The sequence below is a fragment of the Sphingomonas sp. FW306-05-A genome (assembly GCF_058782275.1).
Genome location: NZ_JBYSXN010000005.1, coordinates 128,683 through 148,090, shown reverse-complemented (window position 1 = coordinate 148,090; position 19,408 = coordinate 128,683). Strand labels below are relative to the sequence as shown.

Below are 19,408 nucleotides of genomic sequence, written 5' to 3'. Positions count from 1 at the left end.
CAAGGGAACGGTGTCGCTCGTGCCGCAGAGGATCACAGTGGTTTGGCTGTCAGTCATTATCACATATCCAAGCTGAGGTTCTTCTCAGGCAGCCCGCGGCTTTGCTCATTCGACGCGAGTATCGCGGGCAGGGCGCTGAGGTTATCCATGTCGAGCGGCCGCATCCCGAGCTCGTCGTCCCTTCGGTCCGCCCGGGTGTCATGCCGTTCAGCGTTATCGCCGTCCTTGATCGGTGGGATCTCGCGATCGAGGTTCGCGAGGTCGGAATAGTCCGTGGTGGACTCTCCCATCGGGGGCAGGTCGTTCATGTCGAGGCTGGCCGGATCGATCAGGATCGGCTCACTGTCCGCCTTGTCGAGGCCCTCCATCGCCTTGCTCAGTGCGTCATCGAAGGATTTGGTCGTCGCGCCGGACCCATCGATGTCGAGCCGGCCGAGGCTTTCGAGCGCAGAGGTCTTGTTGCCGGGATTGCGATCGAGCTGGCGTTCGAGCTTCTCTTGGTTGTCGACAACCATGGTAAGATCGTCCCGGACGCGGGTGACGACTACGTTGGTCAGTCGTTGATTGGACAGGTTGCTCTCGTAGCTGTGCATCACGCCGATCGCTTTGTCGGCCGTCACGCCCTGCGCCATATGCGCGTTCAGCGCATAGGCCAGGTCCAGCTGCGACAGCATCGGATCGCCCCTCTCAAGCGTCAGTGCCTCCTTGGAGGCCAACTCGACGGTGACCCGACCGCCCTCGATTGCAGTGATTGTCGCCATTGCCGCATTGTTGATGCCGCGGTCTTTGTCGTTAGCGGTCCAGCGGATGCGGTCGCCCTCATGAACCGTGACCTTTTCGAGCGTGGTCAGCTGCATCCGGTCGCGGTCGATCAGCGGATCGACCTTTTGTGGGTTGAACCGCACTCTTCTGCCGTTGTTCTCTACCTCGACTTTGCCATTGGCAAAGACCCGCTGCACCGCGGACATGCCGTGCCGGAGCCCTATCTCGGCAACGCTTCCCTGGACGTGGAGGATCTGTCCCGGCTTGTAGACGTGTGCATATCGCAACTCCTCGCGGGTCAGGTTGACCGTCTCGTGGACTGTCAGCGCCAAACCCTCGCCCTTCAACGTGCCGTCCTTCAGCAAGCCAGCCTGCACGGTCGTATTGATGGTGGCGCGTGCCGCCTTGCCGGAGGCGAAGATTGCGGTGATACCTCGATTCTCAGGCGACAACGCCAGCCATAGCTCCGAAGCCTTCTCGGCGGGATTATTGTCCTCGACGACCTTGTCCCCGAGCACTCTCAGCGCCTGGGATGCTTTTCCGGCGTTGGTCAGCGCCGCGACGGTGCGGAGCTGGTCTGTTCGCTGACGAATATTGTCATCTATCCGCGCCATAGTGACGCCGGCAGCCTGCTGCGCGGAGAAGGACTTGCCACGATCGAAGGGCTGCAGCTGCTGGCGATCGCCAATCTCACCAAGATGTTCGTTGCCCAGCACGTCTGCGATTGTGAGCAACTTCAGCATATCGGTATCGGAGACCATCGACGTCTCATCGATTACGATAAGGGTCTCCTTCATCTCGTAGCGCTTGGCCTGCGCCTCCGCCGTGTTCGGGTTGGCAACGTGCTTCTGGTTCTCCCAGATGAAGGAAGCGATGGTCTGCGCCTCGATGCCGGCCGCCTTCATATCGTCGACCGACATTTCGCCCGGTTTCAGGCCTTCTCGCAGGTCCGTGACCATCTTGTTCTGAAATGCGAGGCCCAGCACGCATTTGCCTTCCTCGCGCGCGACAGCTGCCGTCGCCTGGAGCATTGTCGACTTGCCGGCACCGGCGACGCCCTGGACGACGACGATGCGATCAGTGCTGGATACGAGCAATGTTGCTGCGGCGAGCTGGCCAGCGTTCAACTCGAACGGGGAGGCCGCCTGCAACCTGTCTGGAGCATCAACAGCAGCGACGATCGGGGTCGCTTTCTCTTTGCCTGCGTCCACCATGGAGAGGATCGACATTTCAGTCTTCAGCGCTTCTTTGGTCGTGACGGCATCGACCATTCGGCCCTTGACCTCGATCTGACCGGCGAGAAGCTTCTCCTTTTCCAGCAGCTGTTCGATGCGGGTCTCAACATGGTTGATCGTCACGCCCTTCAGGCCGAGGTCGAGCGCTTTCTTGCTGACCTGATCGACCTCGAATGCTGCTTCGCGCTGGCCAAGAATGCGGATCGCTGGTGCGACTGCGAGCTGCGCGTTCGCCTGGCCGGTAGACTGTGCCAAGCGGACGAAGCCACGATCAACGAGGGGATCGGGCGAGCGGAGCAGGCCAGCGACCGTCTCACGTGCGTCGCTGACCGCATCGGCAATCGCCTGATAGCTACGCCCTATCGGACCAGCGTCTTCTCGTTCCGCTGAGGCCTTCAGCACGCCTTCGAGCAGTTTTTTGCCGTCGAAGCCATGCTCTGCGGCTTTCCGCATCCAATCCAAAACGAGACCGTCTCGGTCTTCTACATTCAGCTTCGGATCGCGGGTGTTGACGGTGATCTTGTTACGCCCCTCGGGCGATACGATTCCGAGCTCTGCCGCCTTCTCCAAGATTTGTTCGCGACGCTGGCTGAAGGTCTCCAGAACCTCTTTCGGGACCCCGGCAATCTCGAACGTACCGTGCTTGCCGTCCATCCGAACCTGATAGCCGAGCTTCTCCATCTCATTGCGTAGGAAGCTGTGGTAAATCGACCCGATCACCGTGTTGCCCGCCCACAGCTTTTGAGCATCAAGCGCCTGCCATTTGCCGTCGGGCATCTGGGTCATGTTGGCGACAATTGCATGGATATGCGCCTGTGGATCCAGGGCGCGGCTCGTGTCGTGCTGGAACAGTGCGTACACCAGATTACCGGTCTTCACCGTTTCGGTTTTGCCGTCCTTGGTGACGCGCCCGGCGGCGAGGTTTTTCTGAACCCAGGCCATCGTTTGCTGCACTGCTTTGGTGTGAGCTCCTTCCGGCCCAAGGATCCGCTTGTCGCCCGCGATATAGGCCATCACTGAAACTGACTTCGGTGCCGAGAAGGTCAGGTCGAAGCCGGGTCGACGGCCCTCCCTGACGTCCACCTTCTGACCGGAGGGAAGTTCACCGCCGAGAACCTTGGCGAACGCTTCCTTGTGAACGGTGCCGGTAAGGCCTGCGGCGGCTGCACCTTCGCCACCCCACATGCTGCCATCGCCGGCCGCCTCGTCGGTGTAATATCCGCCGCTGACAAAGTCGTCCTTGGCGAAATAGTTGGCGGCTCCTGACGCCGACTTCACGGATGACATTGAAAGCATCGTTACAGCCCGTATCCGTCGTCCGGAAACGCGTCCCGCGCCTCCCTAATCGACAGGTCTTCAGAACGTTCGGCCTCTTGCGCCGCATTGTCCTTCTGCTCCCGATGATCGCCCCGTGAGAGCGCCGTCTGGCCATCCGACGGCTTTGTGCTCTCGTGACGATGATCGCGGTCAGAGCGATCTCGCATGTCGGCGAGAAGCACCGGCGGTTCGCTGCGCGCAGTCGCTTCGAGCGGCATCCCGTCGCGCGAATTATCGACCTCGCCCTCCGTCGGCTGCGACAGGATGTTGGCCGCGAAATCATTCGCCTCGTTGGCGGGCGCCGCCCCCTCCTCAACCATCACGGGCAGGTCACCTCGACCAACATCAACATCGCCACCCTGCGGCTTGCCACCTCCTCCGCGAACAGGCTTATCAGGCGCGTCCGGCTTGTCGGGTTTGCGCCGGATGAAACCTTCGGCGACGGTCGGATAATGCTCCCATTCGAGCCGGACGCGTGCGACGGGGAAGCCGTCTGGGAATTTCACGAAACCGTGCAGGCTGGGCAGGTTCATGATGTCGTCTGGAATGACCAGTGGCTCGATCTGCTTACGAGGGGTCAGGGTCGAAGCGTCGCGGGTGTTATTGTAGCCGTAGCTATACCCCTCATCCATCTGCCGGATCTCGCGATTGTCGATGTAGCGGGAGCCCTGTTCCGCGGTGTCGAGGTCGGCCGCGGCGAGGATCAGTTTTGTCCGCGCCAGCGACGATAGGTTGCGCGCGTTTTCCTCGCCGTAGACCTGTATCAGCTTGTCGAACGAGTGGAGCCCAAGGACCATCGCTCCGCCGAAGTTTCGGGCGGTCTGGAGGCCGCTTTCGATTGCCGGCAGGCGATGCAGTGCGCCGAGTTCGTCAAACACGAACCAAGTGCGCAAATCGCGGGTTTTCTTCATCGTCATGAGCGAATGGATCGCCAGGTTCGACCACAGCGTGAGCAGCGCCCGGTTCATCTCGAGATCGGTGTAGTTCGAGGTGATGAACAGGATCGAGCCAGGCTTCTTCTCGGAGGTCATCCAGTCCCGGATCGAGTATTGGGGACCGTCGTCGGGCAGAAAGCGCAGCACCTGTGCGTTGGTGTTGAAAACGGCGCGGATCGACTCCGCCATCTTCGCCGCCTCGGGGGCGGTGATCGGGTCGGCAATGGTGTTGGCGAGGTGCTTGTGGACCAGCTTTAGGTCGGCGGTCATCAGGTTGTCCGCGAGCGCCTTGTTCGAGGTCATTTTCTTCTCGATGAGCTTCATGCACATCTCAATGAAGAGGGTGCGCGCAGCGAGTGCCCAGAAGGGGTCCGCGGCACCGCCATCGGACGGGATCAGCGCGCCGGCTGCAGCTGTGAAATCGCTGTAGGAATGGCAGTCGTTGAAGATTGTCCAGGCCGGGCAACGGGCATCGGCCGGGTTGAGGATCGTGTCTCGCTCGGGGTCGTAAAAGGCCTCGACATAGGCCCCGGTCAGATCGAACACGACGGCCGTGTCTTCACGCTCCCGCATCTGCGCCAGGAGCTTCCGGAAGACCGTTGTCTTGCCCGATCCAGTGGTGCCTAGCGTCATGAAGTGTGACTGCTCTAGCCGGTGCGGGAAAGGGATACCCGCGACGCTGTACGGGTGGTGGATGCCGCCCGCCTTCCGCGCCTTGAATTTGAGGCTTAGGACGTACTCCGTCGTCTTGCCCGGAAATAGGCGAGCGGCCTCCTTTACGAACTCGACTTTGTTATGCTCGGCGATCTCGGAGTAGAGGAGATCACGCTCGACCAGCATGGCGCCGCGCTCGTGCCGCTCCTGGATCATTGCCTTGCCGCGGCGGGCCGAGAAGTCGACGTACCAAATCGACAGCGGGACCGTGATGCACGAGGCGATCGCTAGGGATCCCAAGAGGCCCTTAACTGCCTTGCTCCAGGCCAGAACAACGTCCGGTACGTAAGGCACGTAGCCCATGTACGTATGGCGCACGCTGTTATCCGGGAGGCGCAGATTGACCTGCTTCATCGGGTCGAACGAGATCCAATCCCACAGCGAGGATAGAATGCGCATTGAGATGAGCTGGACATTGTTTTCATCGAGGGTGAGCGACAGGATCGCGGTGTAGGAGATCGCGAAGACACCGAGCCACATGTAGACGGGCATTTTGATGCCCTGCAGCCACATGAGGACCTGCGTGTTGAGCAGCTGGCTCCCACGGGTGAAATTGCCCGAATTGCGGGGTGCATCACCGCGCGCAGAATGGTGCTGTTGAGGAATTGGACGTCGGTCGTTCCGGATGTCCTTGCGGGGCTCCTGGGGCGGCTTCTGGGGGTCATCACGCGCCATGGTAGCGCCTCACGCGTTGGTCGGTTTCGACGATCAGCTGGTCGCGCAGTTCCGGGTGGTTTTCCCGAATGATCGCGTCGAGGGCGACCTGCACATATTCGGTCACGCGAAGGTGCCGAAGCTGGCTCTCGGTGCGCTTCTGTTCACCGGTGAGATAATGGGCAATGGCGAGGCGCATGACCTCGGCCATCGACCTGGAATGCTTGGTGGCAAGCTCTTCCAGCCGCGCGTATTGCTGCGGGTCGAACCGGACGGTTCTTTGGACGTAGGGTATCTTCAAACCAACCTCCTAGCAGGGAGGCTGGTGGGCTCTGAGACGCTGCTACAATAGGGCAGTCACCCTTGGTATTGCAACGGTCAGCCGGTCGGAAACCGGAAAAATGTGATCCCATCCGATCCCAGCAAAAATGGCGGTTTTCTGCGGTTTCTTGCCCGAAAGTCGGTTGGGATCAAAAGCAACTCTGTTGGGATCACATCGAGAGGGCTCGAAAAATGGCGGAAATCCGCCAAAAACGGCAAGCGCAGCTTGCGTAAGGTGTGCTCTACTGTAGTCCCGATCCATCATTGTTGCTCTGATCTCCTCGTGCGTCCGGTTCGATGTGAAGGTCGTCCGGTGATCCTCGGGAAAAGGCCCCGCCATGCCGGCGGAAAGGTTGTTCGATCCTGCGCTCCGCGCGGGTGTCTTGGGTCCGTTCTTCGATGATCGTCATCGGGGTCTCCGTGGGTATGCTGGGAGCCTTGGTCTCGGTCTTTTCTATCGCTCGAGTGGCGGTTATACCGGGGTTGTTCAGAGCCCGATCAGCCTGACCAAAAGGCAAGAATATGGCGAAGTCACTGGACGCTGAAATGGCCGCGATCGAGGCCGAGGAACGCAAGCTGGCAGAGCGTCGAAAGGCGCATCTGAAGAAGCTGCGGGATACGGCGATCGACAAGGTCGAGAAGGTAGGGTTGCTGAAGCTCCCACTGGATCGACTGGAGCGGATTATGGAGGCGGTGAAAACGCTGGGCGTGGATGAGGTCGAGAAGCGGCTGACGGCGTAAGCCGGAGACGTTTCGAGGCTGAGGCCCGCCTCAATGGCCGCACGGGTTTGCTACCCTGTGCGGCCATTCTCTTTTCAGCCGGAAAGCGGCGAAGCCGGCTTGGCGGTATCAAGCAAAAAAAGGGACGCGCCAGCCGTTAGGCTGGGCGTCCCCTGCGTCCTGTTTCGATGTGGCAGGCGATCAGATCCAAGCCAGCAGATACTCGCCGTCGACGGGCTTCAGTGCCGCCATTTTGGAGAGCGTCTCAACACAATCGGCCATCCCCGGATCGGCATTGAGGCGTCGCCGAATCCGCGGGTCCATCAGGCGTTGCCGCAGCTCTGTCATTGGGACCATTCCGGCGACCGCTCGATCGATGCCAAGGCCCTCCAACAGCGTGAGCGCGGCCGGGTTCGCCATCACGATTTCCGGGGCCGCATCGGGGTTCAGCGACAACCGCATCTCGATGTCGCGCGCCCGGTCGGTTTGAGCGATCCGGACCCGTCGACCAAGGAACTGCGCCTCGTCCAGAATCGCGATCACGGAGGGATCGTGATCGAAGCACCGCGCGACCGTTGCCAGCGACAGATGACAGACACGCGCATCGAACTCGAACCACGGATCGCCCGTCACGCCATAGACAGGTAGGAGCAACGTAGTTCTCAACCGCAGCGCCTGTTCGGCGAGCATATCACGAAAGGCTGCCAACTGGTCAGGGGTGATGACGGCAGCGCTTGGCGGTGAGATCGAGCGGCCGTCTTCGACGCGGAATGTGATGGTCATGCTGACCTCCTTCATTGAAACCGCAAACTCCTCCCCCCCTCCTCTCCGGTGAGGATGCGGGACGCCGGCAAACACGCACAGCAGTCCGATCGGCGAGGCGTAGCCAGCGTGCGGCCGAAGGGCCGCTACGCGTAGGCGAGCGAGGTGTATCGAGCAGGGCAAACGGCTCGGCCGGAGGGGCGCGGCAGCAGCGCCGGGGCGGGCCGATGCCCGCACTGGCGCTTCCCCGGCCGATGCGTAGCAAGGGAGGCCCGCAGGGGCCGAACCGACGCGAGCGAGCCGGTCGGGCGGGCCCGCGTATAGGCCACCGAAAAGGGCCACCCGGTCGCCCGGATGGCCCTATAGTCGTGAGACGGTGAGGGGAGGGGCCGTAGCCCCGCCCAAGGTCATTTGATGAACTGAACGTATGCCGTAAGCGCCGCCCCAACCGCGATCGCGCCAGTCATCAGCGAGCCAAGCCCGATGATGTACCATTTGAGCCCGTCGATCGATGTCTGCATGCCTTTGAGGCCGCTTTCCAGCTTGACCTCCAGTCCGGCAATACGTTGATCGAATTTCCCTTCAAGTCCCGCGATCCGCTGATCGAGTTTGAGCTCGAGCCCGGCGATTTGCTGCTTCAACGGCTCAATTGCGCGACCCACGGCCATGTCGATCTGCTCCTCGACGACGACGACTGCCTTTGCAGCTGCCTCGTCGTCGATATTAGCCGATTTCAGTGCTCTGAACAACGCGACCTGCATTTCGTCCTCCTATGGTCATCATGACGAAGTCCGACCGTCGGTCGGATTGGTGAGGGTCAGGGACCGCGAAGCGGCCGCGTTAGCGGCGGTAGGGGCAACGATTTTTCGTAGAAATATGGTGGGACCCTGCCGTCCTTGGCGCTCGCCGATCCGGCCGACAGACTTGGAAGATCTTGAGATAGATTTCTCCCGCGGCAGCAGCGCCAGGGCGGGCTCGATGCCCGCACTGGCGCTTCCCCGGCCGACGCGTAGCGAAGGGCAGGCCGAAGGGCGTGACCGATGCGAGCGAGCGAGGCCGGGGCGGTCAGAATGTGGCGGTTTAGGTCGAACGACTGGAGGCCAGTTTCTCGACCGCGGCAGCAGCGCCGGCGCGGGCTCGATGCCCGCACCGGCGCTTCCCCGGTCGAGGCGTAGCCAGGGGAGGCCCGACGGGGCCGGACCGATGCGAGCGAGCCCGGGCCGCGCTGGCCGCGTTCGTGAAGATCGGGCAGCTCGCGCCCACTCGGACAAGCTGGCGGCAGCGCATTACCGAAGGGGGGAAGGCGATCGGTCGCGCGGCGTCCAGGCGCGGCCCGACGGGGCCGTGCCAAGGATGCCGCGCGGCCGATCGCCTGGCGTGGGGGGAACCGTAGGGTTCCCCCCACAGCAACACTGACAAAAAAGGGCCAGCGCCGGGGGTCGCCCGTCGCTGGCCTAGTGATTCCTGCCAAGGAAAGGGGAGGGGCGGCGCGTTCTCGGCTGCGCCGCCCGATGGGGTTAGCTGATCGCCTGCCGCTTGGTTGCGGTGGGGGCGGGTGCCTGTCCGTCGATGCGGAAAGCGTGGGTTGGGACGCGGGCGTTTTTCAGGACCTGCAAGAGGTTGGATTGCAGCCCCGAACCCTGACAAACGATAGCTTCGACGGGTGCCAGCTTTGCAAGCTGCTCGTTGCGGACGAACCCGGCGCGGTTGCCATAGCGGCCCGTCTGTGGGGTGAAGGCAACCACGGTAACGCCACGGCTCGCCGCCCATGCTGCCGCGATCATATCGCACCCCTTGCGCTGTGCGGTGGTGCAAAGCGCCATGTGGGGCACGCGGGCCTTGATCTGGTCGAGGCGGTCCCAAAGCTGCTGGAAGTCGTGCCACTCTTGGCCGCCCGAGAAGACGACAAGCGGGCCGGTCGGGTTGCGCTTCTCGCGGTGGTCCTGCGCGCGGGCCTTCAGGAAGTCGAGGGCGGCAATCTGGCTCGCGGTGCCTCCGCTCGAAACCTTCGATCCGCGCGCGGGGGACCATGGGTGGCCCGACTGCGCGCGGTAGCAGTCGGCGGCATAGTCGCGCATGCATTCAATGGCGGCGCGGCGCTCGGTCATGGTCTGCGCGCGGAGTTGCAATTCCTCCATTTCCGTCGCGTAGATTTCGGACGGATCATAGCGGCGCGTCATCTCGCCAAGGTCGCGGCAAAGCGTGTCTTCCTCGCGTTCCAGCTTCTGCGCCTCGAAGTGGAACGAGTTGACGAACCCCCATGCGATCGCCTGTGCGCTCGCCTCTAGGCGGGTATCGCGGAACAGGTCGAAAAGGGTCGCCATGATCGCCGCGCAATCGTGCTGCGCCTCGATCGGCTCGGGCATGTCGAGTTCCTGACGCTCGCCGCCAAGCTCGACGATGGAAAGCGCGCCAACGTCGCCGAAAGCATCCTGAAAATTGGTGGTCGCGGTTTCCTCGGCGTGGCTCTCGGCGATCTCGGCCGCGCGCGGGTCGCTGGCGTCGTCGCTGGCGGTTTCCGTGGCGGGCGTGGTGTCCGTGCTGGCGTCGGTGCCGTTCAACGCTTCGCCCATTTCGGAAAAGCTGTTAAAGCGCGGGGAGGTCGTTTTCTTGGTCATGGTTTCAAGCCTTTGGCAGGGATGGCGGTTTAGGGTCGGGGGAGCGTTTCAGCCGCTCTCCCCGCCCGTCTTGGTCGGTGTGTTAGAACGCGGGGATTTCGTCGTTCTGCGGCTCGGCAAGCTGGCCGTTGTCGGTTGCGTTGCCGTTGCCGAAACCGTCATCGGCTGCCTTGCGGCGGCTCTGGCGGGTGCCGTCCATGTTCTCGCGGCGGGGCTGCGCGCGGTTCCAGACGACGCGGAAGCCTTCTTCGTTGTTGCCGAAAAGCGTGATCTGCAACGGCTCGGAAAGGCTCGGGTCGTCCAGCTTGCCCCGATAGAAAACCTCGCCGGTCGAGTTGCTGGTCAGCTGCCACAGTGCGCCGATCTGAACCCAGCGACGGGCGACGTTCAGGGTGACGATCTCGAAAACGGGGGCGCGTTCGTTGTTGCTCTCGACGGGACGAAGGCCAAGGCGCGGGAGGTCGATAGTCGCGGTTGCGATCGAACCAACAAGCTGACCGCTGGCGTTCTTGAACTGACCGATGTTCATAGTAATAACTCCATCTAAGCGGGGGCCTATCCCCCTATTGCCGGTGCTTGGGGCCTTTCCCCTCCGGCATCTTCTTTTTACCCCCCCTCTATTTAGCCAAACGGATTGATTACTTGACGCTTAGTCATCGTACACGGTGAGTCCGAGCATAAAATAGCCCCCGACTAGGGGGCGTAAATAACAAATCAAAGACGCATAGACCGCGGTAGCGGGCTATTCTGTTCCTACCGTTCTTATGGGCAAGGCCCGGCCTTTGTTCTCATCGCACCCGGAGCCGTCCTCGCAGGGGCTCAAGAGGCAGGCACGGCCGGCGGGGTCAACATGAATGACGGAGGCTCCGCGACGCGCAGCGGCGGGGAAACCGTAGGGCCTTTAGGCCCGGTATTCTTGTTAAGGCGTCTTCCAATCAAACAAAAATCATTGCCCGCTTGCGGGCAATTCAGCTTTGACGCCGACCCCGCCGGACGGGTCTGGCACGCCGAGACACTGAGAGACGGCGAAGGGTGCGATGAGAACACAGGCCCACAAAGAACACATCATGCGCCTAGCGCATGATTCCACAGCCGTAGGCTGCCTGCGGTGATCGCGGTCCTGGGCACGACGTCAGAGACGAGGCACAACCTTCGCCCCACACCATCCGCGAACATGGCGATCGAGCCGCTCTGGGGGCGTTCCGGGAGCCCGACAAGTGATTGTACCCGAAGGGCCGAGACCCGCTCTTCGCGGGGCTCGGGGAGCCTCTTGGCGACTATTGAACGGTCCCGCCCCCTTGGGCGGGATGTCCCAACCCTTACTGCTCTTCCTTGACCACCTGCGGCGAACAGATAGTTTCCCTGATGTTGAGGTGACGCGTACGTCCAGCGCCTAAGCAAGTTGAGGGATCGACCATGGCAGAATCCAAGATGATTTATGTAACGTCAGCTGCAGCTATGCTGGCCGCGCTGACCTTCGCCGCGTGTGGTCGCGAACCATCGGGATCGACGGACCAAAGCGGTCAGCCCGATACCGTCGTCACCAGTCGTTCTGAAGGCAAAGCGGTCCTGAACCCGCGCCGCGGTAGCTTCAAAAAGTCAGACCCTAATGCGCCCGCAGGTTATTATTCGCCGGATGACGTTCATAAAACAACGCCCGAGCCGCGTAGCAAGTACACGCAGTAGAGACTGCTGGTCTCATTTGTCCCCAGCTAGGACATGCTGACCTTTTCCAGTGCGGCGAACGATCGCCCAGGCAACTGACAGCACCGTACCACCACGCTAACCGCGGGCCACCCCGTCGATCGGATCGCGCCGAACTTCGAGCATCCGAGCGGCTTCATTCAGTGCGTCATAGACCCTGACCATTTCGTCGTTTCGGAGGCGTTTTTATGAGTCTCCTGCCGATTTCGCGCGTTTGAGGAATGGCGTGTCAAAAGGGGGCAGGGGACGCGTCAGGGGGCAGGACCAGACCTTCAGTCTAAGCCGTTATAAGGTAATGATAATACTCCGTGTAATGCGCAACCGCGGCGTCAGATCGTGGGTGTCAATGACAGCAACAGGCAATGCTCGCGACCGGGAAGGACCATCCATATGAACTACGACGAGATGCTATACAGGTTGGAGGAGCATCACCGAAAGATCATCGACGGGATTGCCAAAATCGAACGGCACTGCGCAGCGGCGCACCCCGGCAGCGACGCGCTGGCCAGGGATAGGCAGAGCCTCACCAATGCCAGCCTGTCCCGATCACAGTTTGTAAGTGAGACAGTCGTACCTGCATTGCTCGAGGACGCGAATACAGATCTGCGAAGCGCGCTATCCGACCTCCTGGTCGCCTTGACCGCAAAACGGCTGATGTCGAATGCGCACATTGCGAAGTGGACCTATGCGTCAATCGAAGCCGACTGGGCAGGCTATTGCGCCGGAGCCCGCGATATCTGGGCGATGATGAAGACCCAGATCGAGCGCGAACGACGTGTCCTTATCACGCAGTTGCGGCTGCGTTCGGCAGACAAAAAAAGGGCCAGCGTGAGCCGGCCCGGAGAGTTTCTAGGAGAGGATGCCTGAAAGGCGTCCCTATGCTGCAAGTGCGAACACCGTTTTGCAACCGCTAACGGGGTTGAACGCCATATTTTTCGAGCGATATCCCGTTTTGGCTGACCGTTGCGACCCGCACGATGAATCGGCCATCCGGAGGGACATGAGCGACACGCGTATCGGCACGATTGAGCGAGCATTTCAGTTGGCGAAGCAGGGGGCCTGTCGTTCGGTGAGCGATATCCGCGAACGCCTGACTGCTGAAGGCTATGAAGGCGTATTCAGCCACCTGAACGGCATGAGCATCAGGCGTCAGTTGAACGCCGCCCTCGAAGCCCGCGGCGTAGCTGCCACCATGGACACCGACGACGAGTAGGCCCGCATGGTCGTCTTTAAACGGCCGTTTTTAGCGGATCTGGTAGCTTGCCGTCGGGCAGGGTCTCGCGAAGATGGCCATGGATCATCTGCGCATTGAACGGCTTCGAGACGAACGTCGCCTTCTCGGGAAGGTCACCCTCTTTCGGTTGAAGATGACCGCTACCGATGACGATCTCGATCCAGGGATAGTTTTCAGCGACGTGATGGGCGAGCGTGAACCCGTTCGTGTCGCCCGGCATGTCGACGTCCGAGAAGAGCAGGGTGATGGTGTGGGCGTACTCCGGGAGCATAGCGATCGCAGCATCGCCGTCATCCGCCTCATATGTGCGGAAGCCTGCATCTTCGAGAATAGTCGTGACATCCATGAGGATGAAAGGGTCGTCATCGACCGCAAGCGCATAGGGGACTGTGGAGGTTGTCATTTAGACAGAACACGACAGCCGGCAAAACGGGCCAGTTATTATTGCTGATGCCCTTTTCCTCTCATATCTCGACTCCTTGCTTCGATGGCCTCCGCGAGGCGAGCTTCAGCGAGCGTCGCCCCAACTTCTTGGTCAAGCAACGCCAGTGCCATCTTCATCAGGCTCAGCGGTACATCAACCGGCTGCCGATCGGCAAAAGGGGAGTCCGGAAGCGCGTCAGTCATCCAACCTCCAATACCTTGATCGAGATTAGATGGCTTTTGATGAACGCTTCCGAAATCGTGCGCCGGATCCGCGTCGCAACCCTTGGGTCTGCGCATCTCGGAGTGGTGTTGTTCAGTCGGCGAAGGTCCAGGGGTCGAGGAGGGTCACGCCAGTTCCCGTAAAGTCCCCGATGTTTCGGGTGACGACTGTCAGATCATGCGCAAGCCCCGTCGCCGCGATCCACGCGTCGCGCTCGCTTTTGGTTTCCGGGACGTGCAGCCGCGCGCAGCGCAGGGCGATTGCCGTGTCTACAGGCAGAACGCGACCGGAGAACGCTTGCATAACCTTCTCGTGAAGCCAAAGCCGTAACACGCCGGCCTGCCTGGCATCGCGTCGTTCAAGAAGCGCGATGCCGAGCTCGACCTCCATGATCGTAATGACCGAGAGGTACATGTCGGCCTGATCGACGCTGCCCGCCCATGCTTCCACGGCCGGATTGATCTTTCCGCTGCGACGTTTGCGCAGCTCGGACAGGACGTTGGTGTCGAGCAGGTACATCAGTCAAATACTGCCGGCCGCGGGATGGATTGCGGTCGCGTGAAGTCGACCTCGATGTCGCCGACCTCGTCCATGTCCAGCGAGTCGAGGATGTTGCCGGGGGGTGCCTTCAGCCGCTCATATTCGGCGAACGGCATCACCGCGATGATCGGCCGACCGCGCTCGGTGATGATGACGGGACCGTCCACGGCCGCGCGCTTGATGCGCCCCGGTTCGCGATTGAAGTCGCGACTGGAAAAAGTTTGCATTTCGGGTTGACCTTATTTGTCGTGACGTACAGACATTGCCGCAGGTGGCGGATTTGTCAATGTTCGTCATGCGGCCATGAAACCGGGCGCGTGACGGTCGGAGGAAGTCCGAGGCCTCACCCGAAGGAGAATATGATGAAGGTCCAGGACATGATGCGGGGGTACGATTACGACCTGCCGCTGCTCACGTGCTGAACAACAACGAGAAGGACGACAACGGCGATCCGCAGGTGTCGGTCGATCGCAGGGTGCTTGCAGGCGCCACGGTCGGCATCGGCCTCGACGTCGCTTATCTCGCGATCACGGAGTTGCAGGAGGCGTTTACCGCGCTCGCGAGCGACGTCCGCAACACGACGGGATACGGTGAAGGCTACAAGGATATCGAGGAGATCCTGCGCGATAAGAACCCGTACCAGATGCGCCTTTGGTATCTGCTGTACGACACGCCGATCGAGCAGGCGATCACCGAGTTGGCCTGGCTGCAGAGCTTGACGTATCGTCGTGGCCGGATGTGCAACGTTATGCGCGAGCAGAAGCTACCGGTGCTGTACGCGACGAACGCTGACCTGTGTGAAGGCCGCACGGCCGCGCAGATCATAACCAATGTGTCGAGCGCAGGCTGACAACGGAAACCCGGTCAGGCGACCAGGGCGAGAAGACTCTTCGGGTGATGTGGCCGGCGCCGGGAGACACGGAAGGGCTGGATGGGATTGTCGGTGCGGACCACAAACTGGTCGACTCCAGTATTTTCGCGAAGCTGAATGGCGACGGCGTAGGCGTTCTCGAATGACGCGAGCGAACTGCGACGAGCCGAGAGTGCAATGACGGTCATGTTGATGTCCCGTCGGGGTTGATGTCCTTCGGGTGAAGTCCTTCGGGTGGTGTGCCGTATGGCGAGTGGAACGGTCGGAACGGCTCGTTCATGGGAAATTGAGGATGAACCGTATAACGGGGGTGGTGGACCGGAATCGTCGCTAACGCGTTGAGCCTGTCTATCCACCGTTTCGACGGGGGATCCTTCGATCGACGGGGTCGGGACCGCTGCTATCGGTTCCGGCCCCGTTATCGTTTCAACGCGAAAGGGCGTTAGTGCAATTCGGACAAGAGCCGCTGCGCAGCTGAGTAAATCTCTTCTTCTTCGCGCCTGGTTAGCCGTTCGAGTGCAGCGTGAAAGCCGGCACGCTCTGGCGGTATACCCGGACCAATTGGCTGGAACGGACCGGGCGTGCCAGTCACCGAAATGGGCGGAATATGCTAAGCGGAGATCAAGCGTCCGCCCGGCGTGCTGAAGCACAGCCACACCTTCACCTAGTTCGAGCCGTTCACGTTGCTCTCAGCGCTCGCCATGGTGACGAGCCGAATCGGCTTGGTTGCAACGACGACGTTCGCGGAAAAAATAGATGGAGTTCAACTCTACAAGTTGTTCGGCCACTCTGTCCGCGAATATCTCCAGGTCGGTGCCTTCTACCAGGCCCCTGCCTACAAAAGTCTTGAAGCGCTGTTCGAGATCGCGTTGGATGAATCGCGCGCGCGAAGAAAGTCCCTGGTCTAAAAGTGTGGACCGAGCCGGTTTCTCCGGTCCAGTCATACAGATACTGTAAGATGTGCGCACTGAGCTGACGATAGCCTTGTGCACCGAGCACGACTCGCAGCGTCGTAGCTTGGGTTATCTTCTCGCTTGTGACCCGATATTGCGCCTTCGTCAGGTTGGCGGCGTCATGGATACCCAGCTTGTTGCAGAGCATCTCGCCGCCGCGGTTAAGCCTAAGGATCGGCTACTGCGCAAGTGCCTCAGGCGGCTTGATCGACTCGGCAGAGCTCCGCTGCAAGTCGTCCCGACAATTCAATCCGCAGGTTGGCGGTAGCCCCTCCTCGAACTGCACCTCGGCGAAGGGCGTATGAACGGTATGCGGCTCGAGCCCTCCGATCGCGGCCACTTGAGCATCATCGACACGCGCACAAGCCTCAGGGCGTAGCCAGGGCGAGCAGTATGGGATCGATCGATGGCCAGCTCGATCACTCTCTTGTTCTTAAGAATCACTCTATAAAAACGACGCTGCTCGCAGCGGAAGGATTCATGATTCAATAGATTCTAATTCGCGGCCGAAAAACGGCGTAGTCTCAGTAGCATACGAGAAGTGGCCTGACCTTGCGGGGGAGTCTCGCTGACCGATTGGGGGCTACATCCTGTCCTGGCGGGGGAAGCTTCCTGACTGATTGGGGTCATCCTGACCAATTGGGGGCGGCGGAAATATCGCGTTCAGATCGGTTTTCCGATCCCAGTTTCGGCGACAAATTTCGCAAAATCGACAGTTTCAGCAACAAGGACGCACGCTCGTCGCGACTCGTGGCTTTAATAGGGCTTTTCTAGATCTGACACCGTCATCATCCTGACCACTTGGGGGCTGCTGAATTCAAAATCGTCCTGACCTGACTTGACGGTGGAGGTCAGGTCAGGCAGCAATCACGCCTCTGACCTCTGATTCTGATCGTGTTATGGCATGGAAGCCGGCGATAGTGAAAGTGTTGTTGTAGTCGAGGAGGCCACCGAGGAGCCGCTTCCGGGCCGTTCGATGCGCGTGGCTGCGGCATTGCGCGCTAAAGGCGGCGACGAGTTCGCAAAGCCGGGCAACATCATCGAGGTGAAGTTCGTCAAAGGCGAATCACTGAGCCTTACGGCATCGCGATTACTGGCTTTGATGATTTTAACAGCAGGCGGGGATGCTTGGGAAGACAAGCCACACCGAATGCGAAAGGCCGACATTCGCCGCGGCCATAAAGGCAATGAGCGGATCACGGACATGCTCCAGGAACTCCATCGGACACTGTTTGCTGTCGATGACCGATCATGGCGCGGGAAGAAGGCCACCACCCTGTTCTCTCTCATCTCCCGATCGCGGGAAGAAACGGAGGAGGAGGGCGAGGCCGGGTGGATTGAATGGGAATTTACCGCTGATGCTAGAAAACTGATTCAGGCATCCGAGACTTATGCGGTCCTGAACCGTCAGGCAGTCCTCGGTTTTCGCTCGAACTATGCGCTCAAGCTTTATGAACTGGGGGCGCTTCGGCTGCATCGCAGGCAGGCAACATGGCGCGGGGATATGACCGCGCTGCGCGCCGCTCTCGGCATACCTCCCGAAGTTTACACCGATTTTGCGCAGCTTCGACGGAAGGTACTTGAGAAAGCAAAGGCTGAGATTGATCAGCTTGCGCATTTCCGCGTCGAGTGGCGGGAGATCAGGCAGGGTCGGACCGTCGTGGAGATCGAATTCCGGTTTGAACCGAAGGACACGCCAGCGCTCATCGCCACCGTCGACGAGCTCGAGCGCCATTCCGGCGGGCGTCGGCAGCGGCGGGATGGAACGGTCGAAGTGATGACGATCGTGGCTGCCATCGCAGAGCAGAAGCCGGCCCCCGTTCCAGCAAAGTCGGCTGAGCTCGTCTTTCCGTCGGGATCAATTCGATTTGGAGCAGAGGAGCTTGCGGCGATTGCCCGGCACGACGGCGGGGGCTGGGACATCGATCTGATCGCAGATGGCTTCAGGCAGCAAATGGGCGATCGGATTGAGAAGGTTCGAGGAGCGAAATTGCTAAAAGCCTGGACGGGATTCTGTGAAGGTTGGGTTACTCGGCGGGGCAGGGCTTCGTAAAAATTGCACGCGTGCAATTTCGTGCTCCCCCACCGGGTCAGGATAGCCTTCACACCCGGGCAAAACAGTACGATTCGCCACACAGTCTTTCGCAATTCTTAAGTTTATTGACAAAAAAGCGCAAGTGAGCGCACCATGCCCCAAATTTCAAAAGGGCGGGCATGTGACATCAGCATTGGATATCGAGGGGGCCCAGGACCTAGTGTCGGTAGCGACGCTCGCTGCGCGTACGTCGTCGGTGCTCGAAAAACTCCGGGATTCTGCGCGGAGTGCTCGTGCTGGTGATCGGCGCGAACCGACATTTACTATAAGCAAGGCCGCTGAGCTGGTGGGGCGAACGGCCGCTGCAATCCGAGATGCCGAAAAAGATGGTCGGCTTCCAGAGCCGGTCCGCGGCGAGAATAACCGGCGGGAGCGATACACGCTTGCTCAGATTAACGACATGCGGGGGGTGTTCGGGACGCGGCCTTATCGCACCGCTGAAGATCCGTGCTGCGTCGTTGCGGTCCAGAACTTCAAGGGCGGCGTCGGCAAATCGACGCTCGCGGTCCACCTTGCCCAGTACCTGGCAATTCACGGGTATCGCGTTGCATTGATTGATTGCGACAGCCAGGCGTCCGCGACAACACTTTTTGGGTATGTCCCCGATCTGGATCTTACGGAGGATGACACGCTCTATCCGTTCCTGCGGGAAGAGGAGCGGACATCGCTCGATTACGCGCTGCGCAAGACGCACTTCGACGGACTTGAGCTAATTCCCGCTAATCTGCGGTTGTTCAACTCTGAATACGAACTGGCAGCGAGGATGGCACGTGGCAGCGGCGAACTGCTCGATCGCCTGAGGGTAGGCATCGACAGCATTTCGGATAGGTTCGACGTGATCGTGATGGACCCGCCCCCCGCGCTTGGCGCTATCTCGCTTTCAGTCCTTCGCGCCGCCAATGCACTCATTGTGCCGGTGCCGCCTACGGTGATGGACTTTTCCTCAACCGCAGCATTTCTGTCGATGCTCGACGAGACGATCGAACAGCTGACGGAACGCGGCCTCGCTCCCGATCTGCAGTTCCTTCGGTTTGTCGCGTCAAAGGTCGACGAGAACAAGTCGATGCAGAAAGAACTGCTCAACCTCATGCGAACCCTTTTCGGGCATGCCATGATCCGCACGCCGCTAAAGGATTCCGCCGAGATCGACAACGCTACGGCGCGATTAATGACGGTCTATGAGTTAGACGGGCCAGCCACCAGCTCGCAGGTTCGTAACCGATGCCTCGCCTATCTCGACGGTGTAAATCAGGAAATCGAGGTCGATGTGCGGTCGATGTGGCCAAGCCATCGTGCCCGCTTGCGCCAGGAGGCACTGGCGTGAAAA

General features: G+C 60.6%; 20 protein-coding genes. 8 read left to right on the top strand and 12 right to left on the bottom strand.

Translation table 11 applies throughout. From position 1 onward, the window contains the following. Positions 1 to 59: 59 nt before the first annotated feature. The 3 genes from mobF to AC3WJR_RS19430 are packed head-to-tail and all read right to left on the bottom strand — an operon-like array spanning position 60 to position 5,918. Entirely contained in the window at positions 60 to 3,284 is a 3,225-nt protein-coding gene (gene mobF, locus AC3WJR_RS19440) for a MobF family relaxase (RefSeq protein ID WP_492727187.1), read from the bottom strand. Between the two features lie 11 nt (positions 3,285 to 3,295). Beyond that, positions 3,296 to 5,638: a type IV secretion system DNA-binding domain-containing protein gene (locus AC3WJR_RS19435; protein ID WP_492727186.1), complete on the bottom strand. Its 2,343-nt coding sequence runs from the start codon at positions 5,636 to 5,638 to the stop codon at positions 3,296 to 3,298. Continuing rightward, a complete protein-coding gene (locus tag AC3WJR_RS19430) occupies positions 5,628 to 5,918 on the bottom strand; it encodes a ribbon-helix-helix protein, CopG family (RefSeq protein WP_354283462.1) in 291 nt (96 codons plus the stop codon). Before AC3WJR_RS19430 ends, AC3WJR_RS19435 begins: the two co-directional genes overlap by 11 nt. 542 nt (positions 5,919 to 6,460) lie before the next feature. On the opposite strand from AC3WJR_RS19430, the gene AC3WJR_RS19425 reads away from it, so the two are divergent. Further along, a complete protein-coding gene (locus AC3WJR_RS19425; protein ID WP_056414064.1) occupies positions 6,461 to 6,679 on the top strand; it encodes a hypothetical protein in 219 nt (72 codons plus the stop codon). A gap of 180 nt (positions 6,680 to 6,859) precedes the next feature. Here AC3WJR_RS19425 and AC3WJR_RS19420 read toward each other — a convergent pair whose 3' ends face one another. The 4 genes from AC3WJR_RS19420 to AC3WJR_RS19405 form a co-directional block, all read right to left on the bottom strand. Further along, entirely contained in the window at positions 6,860 to 7,441 is a 582-nt protein-coding gene (locus tag AC3WJR_RS19420; protein WP_492727184.1) for a hypothetical protein, read from the bottom strand. A 386-nt stretch (positions 7,442 to 7,827) separates the two neighbouring features. Beyond that, entirely contained in the window at positions 7,828 to 8,181 is a 354-nt protein-coding gene (locus AC3WJR_RS19415) for a hypothetical protein (RefSeq protein WP_492727182.1), read from the bottom strand. A 756-nt stretch (positions 8,182 to 8,937) separates the two neighbouring features. Further along, positions 8,938 to 10,038 carry a DUF2493 domain-containing protein gene (locus AC3WJR_RS19410; protein ID WP_492727180.1) on the bottom strand — a complete coding sequence of 367 codons (1,101 nt, stop codon included), beginning with the start codon at positions 10,036 to 10,038 and terminating at the stop codon, positions 8,938 to 8,940. 82 nt (positions 10,039 to 10,120) lie between these two features. After that, positions 10,121 to 10,567: a DUF736 domain-containing protein gene (locus tag AC3WJR_RS19405; RefSeq protein WP_492727178.1), complete on the bottom strand. Its 447-nt coding sequence runs from the start codon at positions 10,565 to 10,567 to the stop codon at positions 10,121 to 10,123. Between the two features lie 887 nt (positions 10,568 to 11,454). Between AC3WJR_RS19405 and AC3WJR_RS19400 the strand changes: the two genes are divergently transcribed. From AC3WJR_RS19400 to AC3WJR_RS19390, 3 genes are all read left to right on the top strand, one after another. Beyond that, complete coding sequence (locus AC3WJR_RS19400) at positions 11,455 to 11,724, top strand: hypothetical protein (RefSeq protein WP_492727176.1); 270 nt, start codon at positions 11,455 to 11,457, stop codon at positions 11,722 to 11,724. Between the two features lie 408 nt (positions 11,725 to 12,132). Next, on the top strand, positions 12,133 to 12,609 hold the full coding sequence (locus AC3WJR_RS19395) for a hypothetical protein (RefSeq protein ID WP_492727174.1): 477 nt from the start codon (positions 12,133 to 12,135) through the stop codon (positions 12,607 to 12,609). Positions 12,610 to 12,742: 133 nt separating this feature from the next. Continuing rightward, a complete protein-coding gene (locus tag AC3WJR_RS19390; protein ID WP_492727173.1) occupies positions 12,743 to 12,955 on the top strand; it encodes a hypothetical protein in 213 nt (70 codons plus the stop codon). 16 nt (positions 12,956 to 12,971) lie between these two features. On the opposite strand, the gene AC3WJR_RS19385 is transcribed toward AC3WJR_RS19390, so the two are convergent. The 4 genes from AC3WJR_RS19385 to AC3WJR_RS19370 all read right to left on the bottom strand — a co-directional run bounded on the left by AC3WJR_RS19385 (position 12,972) and on the right by AC3WJR_RS19370 (position 14,389). Continuing rightward, positions 12,972 to 13,379 (bottom strand): response regulator, encoded by a 408-nt coding sequence (locus AC3WJR_RS19385; RefSeq protein ID WP_353447062.1) that lies wholly within the window; start codon positions 13,377 to 13,379, stop codon positions 12,972 to 12,974. A gap of 38 nt (positions 13,380 to 13,417) precedes the next feature. After that, a complete protein-coding gene (locus AC3WJR_RS19380; RefSeq protein ID WP_354283418.1) occupies positions 13,418 to 13,603 on the bottom strand; it encodes a hypothetical protein in 186 nt (61 codons plus the stop codon). 112 nt (positions 13,604 to 13,715) lie between these two features. Beyond that, positions 13,716 to 14,141 carry a type II toxin-antitoxin system VapC family toxin gene (locus AC3WJR_RS19375; protein ID WP_492727170.1) on the bottom strand — a complete coding sequence of 142 codons (426 nt, stop codon included), beginning with the start codon at positions 14,139 to 14,141 and terminating at the stop codon, positions 13,716 to 13,718. Continuing rightward, positions 14,141 to 14,389, bottom strand: a complete 249-nt coding sequence (locus AC3WJR_RS19370; protein ID WP_354283414.1) for a type II toxin-antitoxin system Phd/YefM family antitoxin — start codon at positions 14,387 to 14,389, stop codon at positions 14,141 to 14,143. Before AC3WJR_RS19370 ends, AC3WJR_RS19375 begins: the two co-directional genes overlap by 1 nt. A gap of 188 nt (positions 14,390 to 14,577) precedes the next feature. On the opposite strand from AC3WJR_RS19370, the gene AC3WJR_RS19365 reads away from it, so the two are divergent. Further along, positions 14,578 to 15,012 carry a hypothetical protein gene (locus tag AC3WJR_RS19365; protein WP_492727168.1) on the top strand — a complete coding sequence of 145 codons (435 nt, stop codon included), beginning with the start codon at positions 14,578 to 14,580 and terminating at the stop codon, positions 15,010 to 15,012. Positions 15,013 to 15,026: 14 nt separating this feature from the next. Here AC3WJR_RS19365 and AC3WJR_RS19360 read toward each other — a convergent pair whose 3' ends face one another. Continuing rightward, the gene (locus tag AC3WJR_RS19360) at positions 15,027 to 15,221 is read right to left on the bottom strand and encodes a hypothetical protein (RefSeq protein ID WP_492727166.1); all 195 of its coding nucleotides are present in this window, start codon (positions 15,219 to 15,221) and stop codon (positions 15,027 to 15,029) included. Positions 15,222 to 15,716: 495 nt separating this feature from the next. On the opposite strand from AC3WJR_RS19360, the gene AC3WJR_RS19355 reads away from it, so the two are divergent. From AC3WJR_RS19355 to AC3WJR_RS19345, 3 genes are all read left to right on the top strand, one after another. Then, positions 15,717 to 15,941, top strand: coding sequence for a hypothetical protein (locus AC3WJR_RS19355; RefSeq protein WP_492727164.1), 225 nt, complete (start codon positions 15,717 to 15,719; stop codon positions 15,939 to 15,941). A 1,021-nt stretch (positions 15,942 to 16,962) separates the two neighbouring features. Further along, on the top strand, positions 16,963 to 18,039 hold the full coding sequence (locus AC3WJR_RS19350; RefSeq protein ID WP_492727209.1) for a replication initiation protein: 1,077 nt from the start codon (positions 16,963 to 16,965) through the stop codon (positions 18,037 to 18,039). A gap of 163 nt (positions 18,040 to 18,202) precedes the next feature. Then, positions 18,203 to 19,405, top strand: coding sequence for an AAA family ATPase (locus tag AC3WJR_RS19345; protein ID WP_354283409.1), 1,203 nt, complete (start codon positions 18,203 to 18,205; stop codon positions 19,403 to 19,405). Positions 19,406 to 19,408 lie beyond the last annotated feature (3 nt).

What these genes read in the sequence shown, in the direction of transcription:
- mobF (WP_492727187.1), bottom strand. Translation starts at nt 3,284, where the DNA reads ATGTCATCCGTGAAGTCGGCGTCAGGAGCCGCCAACTATTTCGCCAAG.
- AC3WJR_RS19435 (WP_492727186.1), bottom strand. Translation starts at nt 5,638, where the DNA reads ATGGCGCGTGATGACCCCCAGAAGCCGCCCCAGGAGCCCCGCAAGGAC.
- AC3WJR_RS19425 (WP_056414064.1), top strand. Translation starts at nt 6,461, where the DNA reads ATGGCGAAGTCACTGGACGCTGAAATGGCCGCGATCGAGGCCGAGGAA.
- AC3WJR_RS19420 (WP_492727184.1), bottom strand. Translation starts at nt 7,441, where the DNA reads ATGACCATCACATTCCGCGTCGAAGACGGCCGCTCGATCTCACCGCCA.
- AC3WJR_RS19415 (WP_492727182.1), bottom strand. Translation starts at nt 8,181, where the DNA reads ATGCAGGTCGCGTTGTTCAGAGCACTGAAATCGGCTAATATCGACGAC.
- AC3WJR_RS19410 (WP_492727180.1), bottom strand. Translation starts at nt 10,038, where the DNA reads ATGACCAAGAAAACGACCTCCCCGCGCTTTAACAGCTTTTCCGAAATG.
- AC3WJR_RS19405 (WP_492727178.1), bottom strand. Translation starts at nt 10,567, where the DNA reads ATGAACATCGGTCAGTTCAAGAACGCCAGCGGTCAGCTTGTTGGTTCG.
- AC3WJR_RS19400 (WP_492727176.1), top strand. Translation starts at nt 11,455, where the DNA reads ATGGCAGAATCCAAGATGATTTATGTAACGTCAGCTGCAGCTATGCTG.
- AC3WJR_RS19395 (WP_492727174.1), top strand. Translation starts at nt 12,133, where the DNA reads ATGAACTACGACGAGATGCTATACAGGTTGGAGGAGCATCACCGAAAG.
- AC3WJR_RS19390 (WP_492727173.1), top strand. Translation starts at nt 12,743, where the DNA reads ATGAGCGACACGCGTATCGGCACGATTGAGCGAGCATTTCAGTTGGCG.
- AC3WJR_RS19385 (WP_353447062.1), bottom strand. Translation starts at nt 13,379, where the DNA reads ATGACAACCTCCACAGTCCCCTATGCGCTTGCGGTCGATGACGACCCT.
- AC3WJR_RS19380 (WP_354283418.1), bottom strand. Translation starts at nt 13,603, where the DNA reads ATGACTGACGCGCTTCCGGACTCCCCTTTTGCCGATCGGCAGCCGGTT.
- AC3WJR_RS19375 (WP_492727170.1), bottom strand. Translation starts at nt 14,141, where the DNA reads ATGTACCTGCTCGACACCAACGTCCTGTCCGAGCTGCGCAAACGTCGC.
- AC3WJR_RS19370 (WP_354283414.1), bottom strand. Translation starts at nt 14,389, where the DNA reads ATGCAAACTTTTTCCAGTCGCGACTTCAATCGCGAACCGGGGCGCATC.
- AC3WJR_RS19360 (WP_492727166.1), bottom strand. Translation starts at nt 15,221, where the DNA reads ATGACCGTCATTGCACTCTCGGCTCGTCGCAGTTCGCTCGCGTCATTC.
- AC3WJR_RS19350 (WP_492727209.1), top strand. Translation starts at nt 16,963, where the DNA reads ATGCGCGTGGCTGCGGCATTGCGCGCTAAAGGCGGCGACGAGTTCGCA.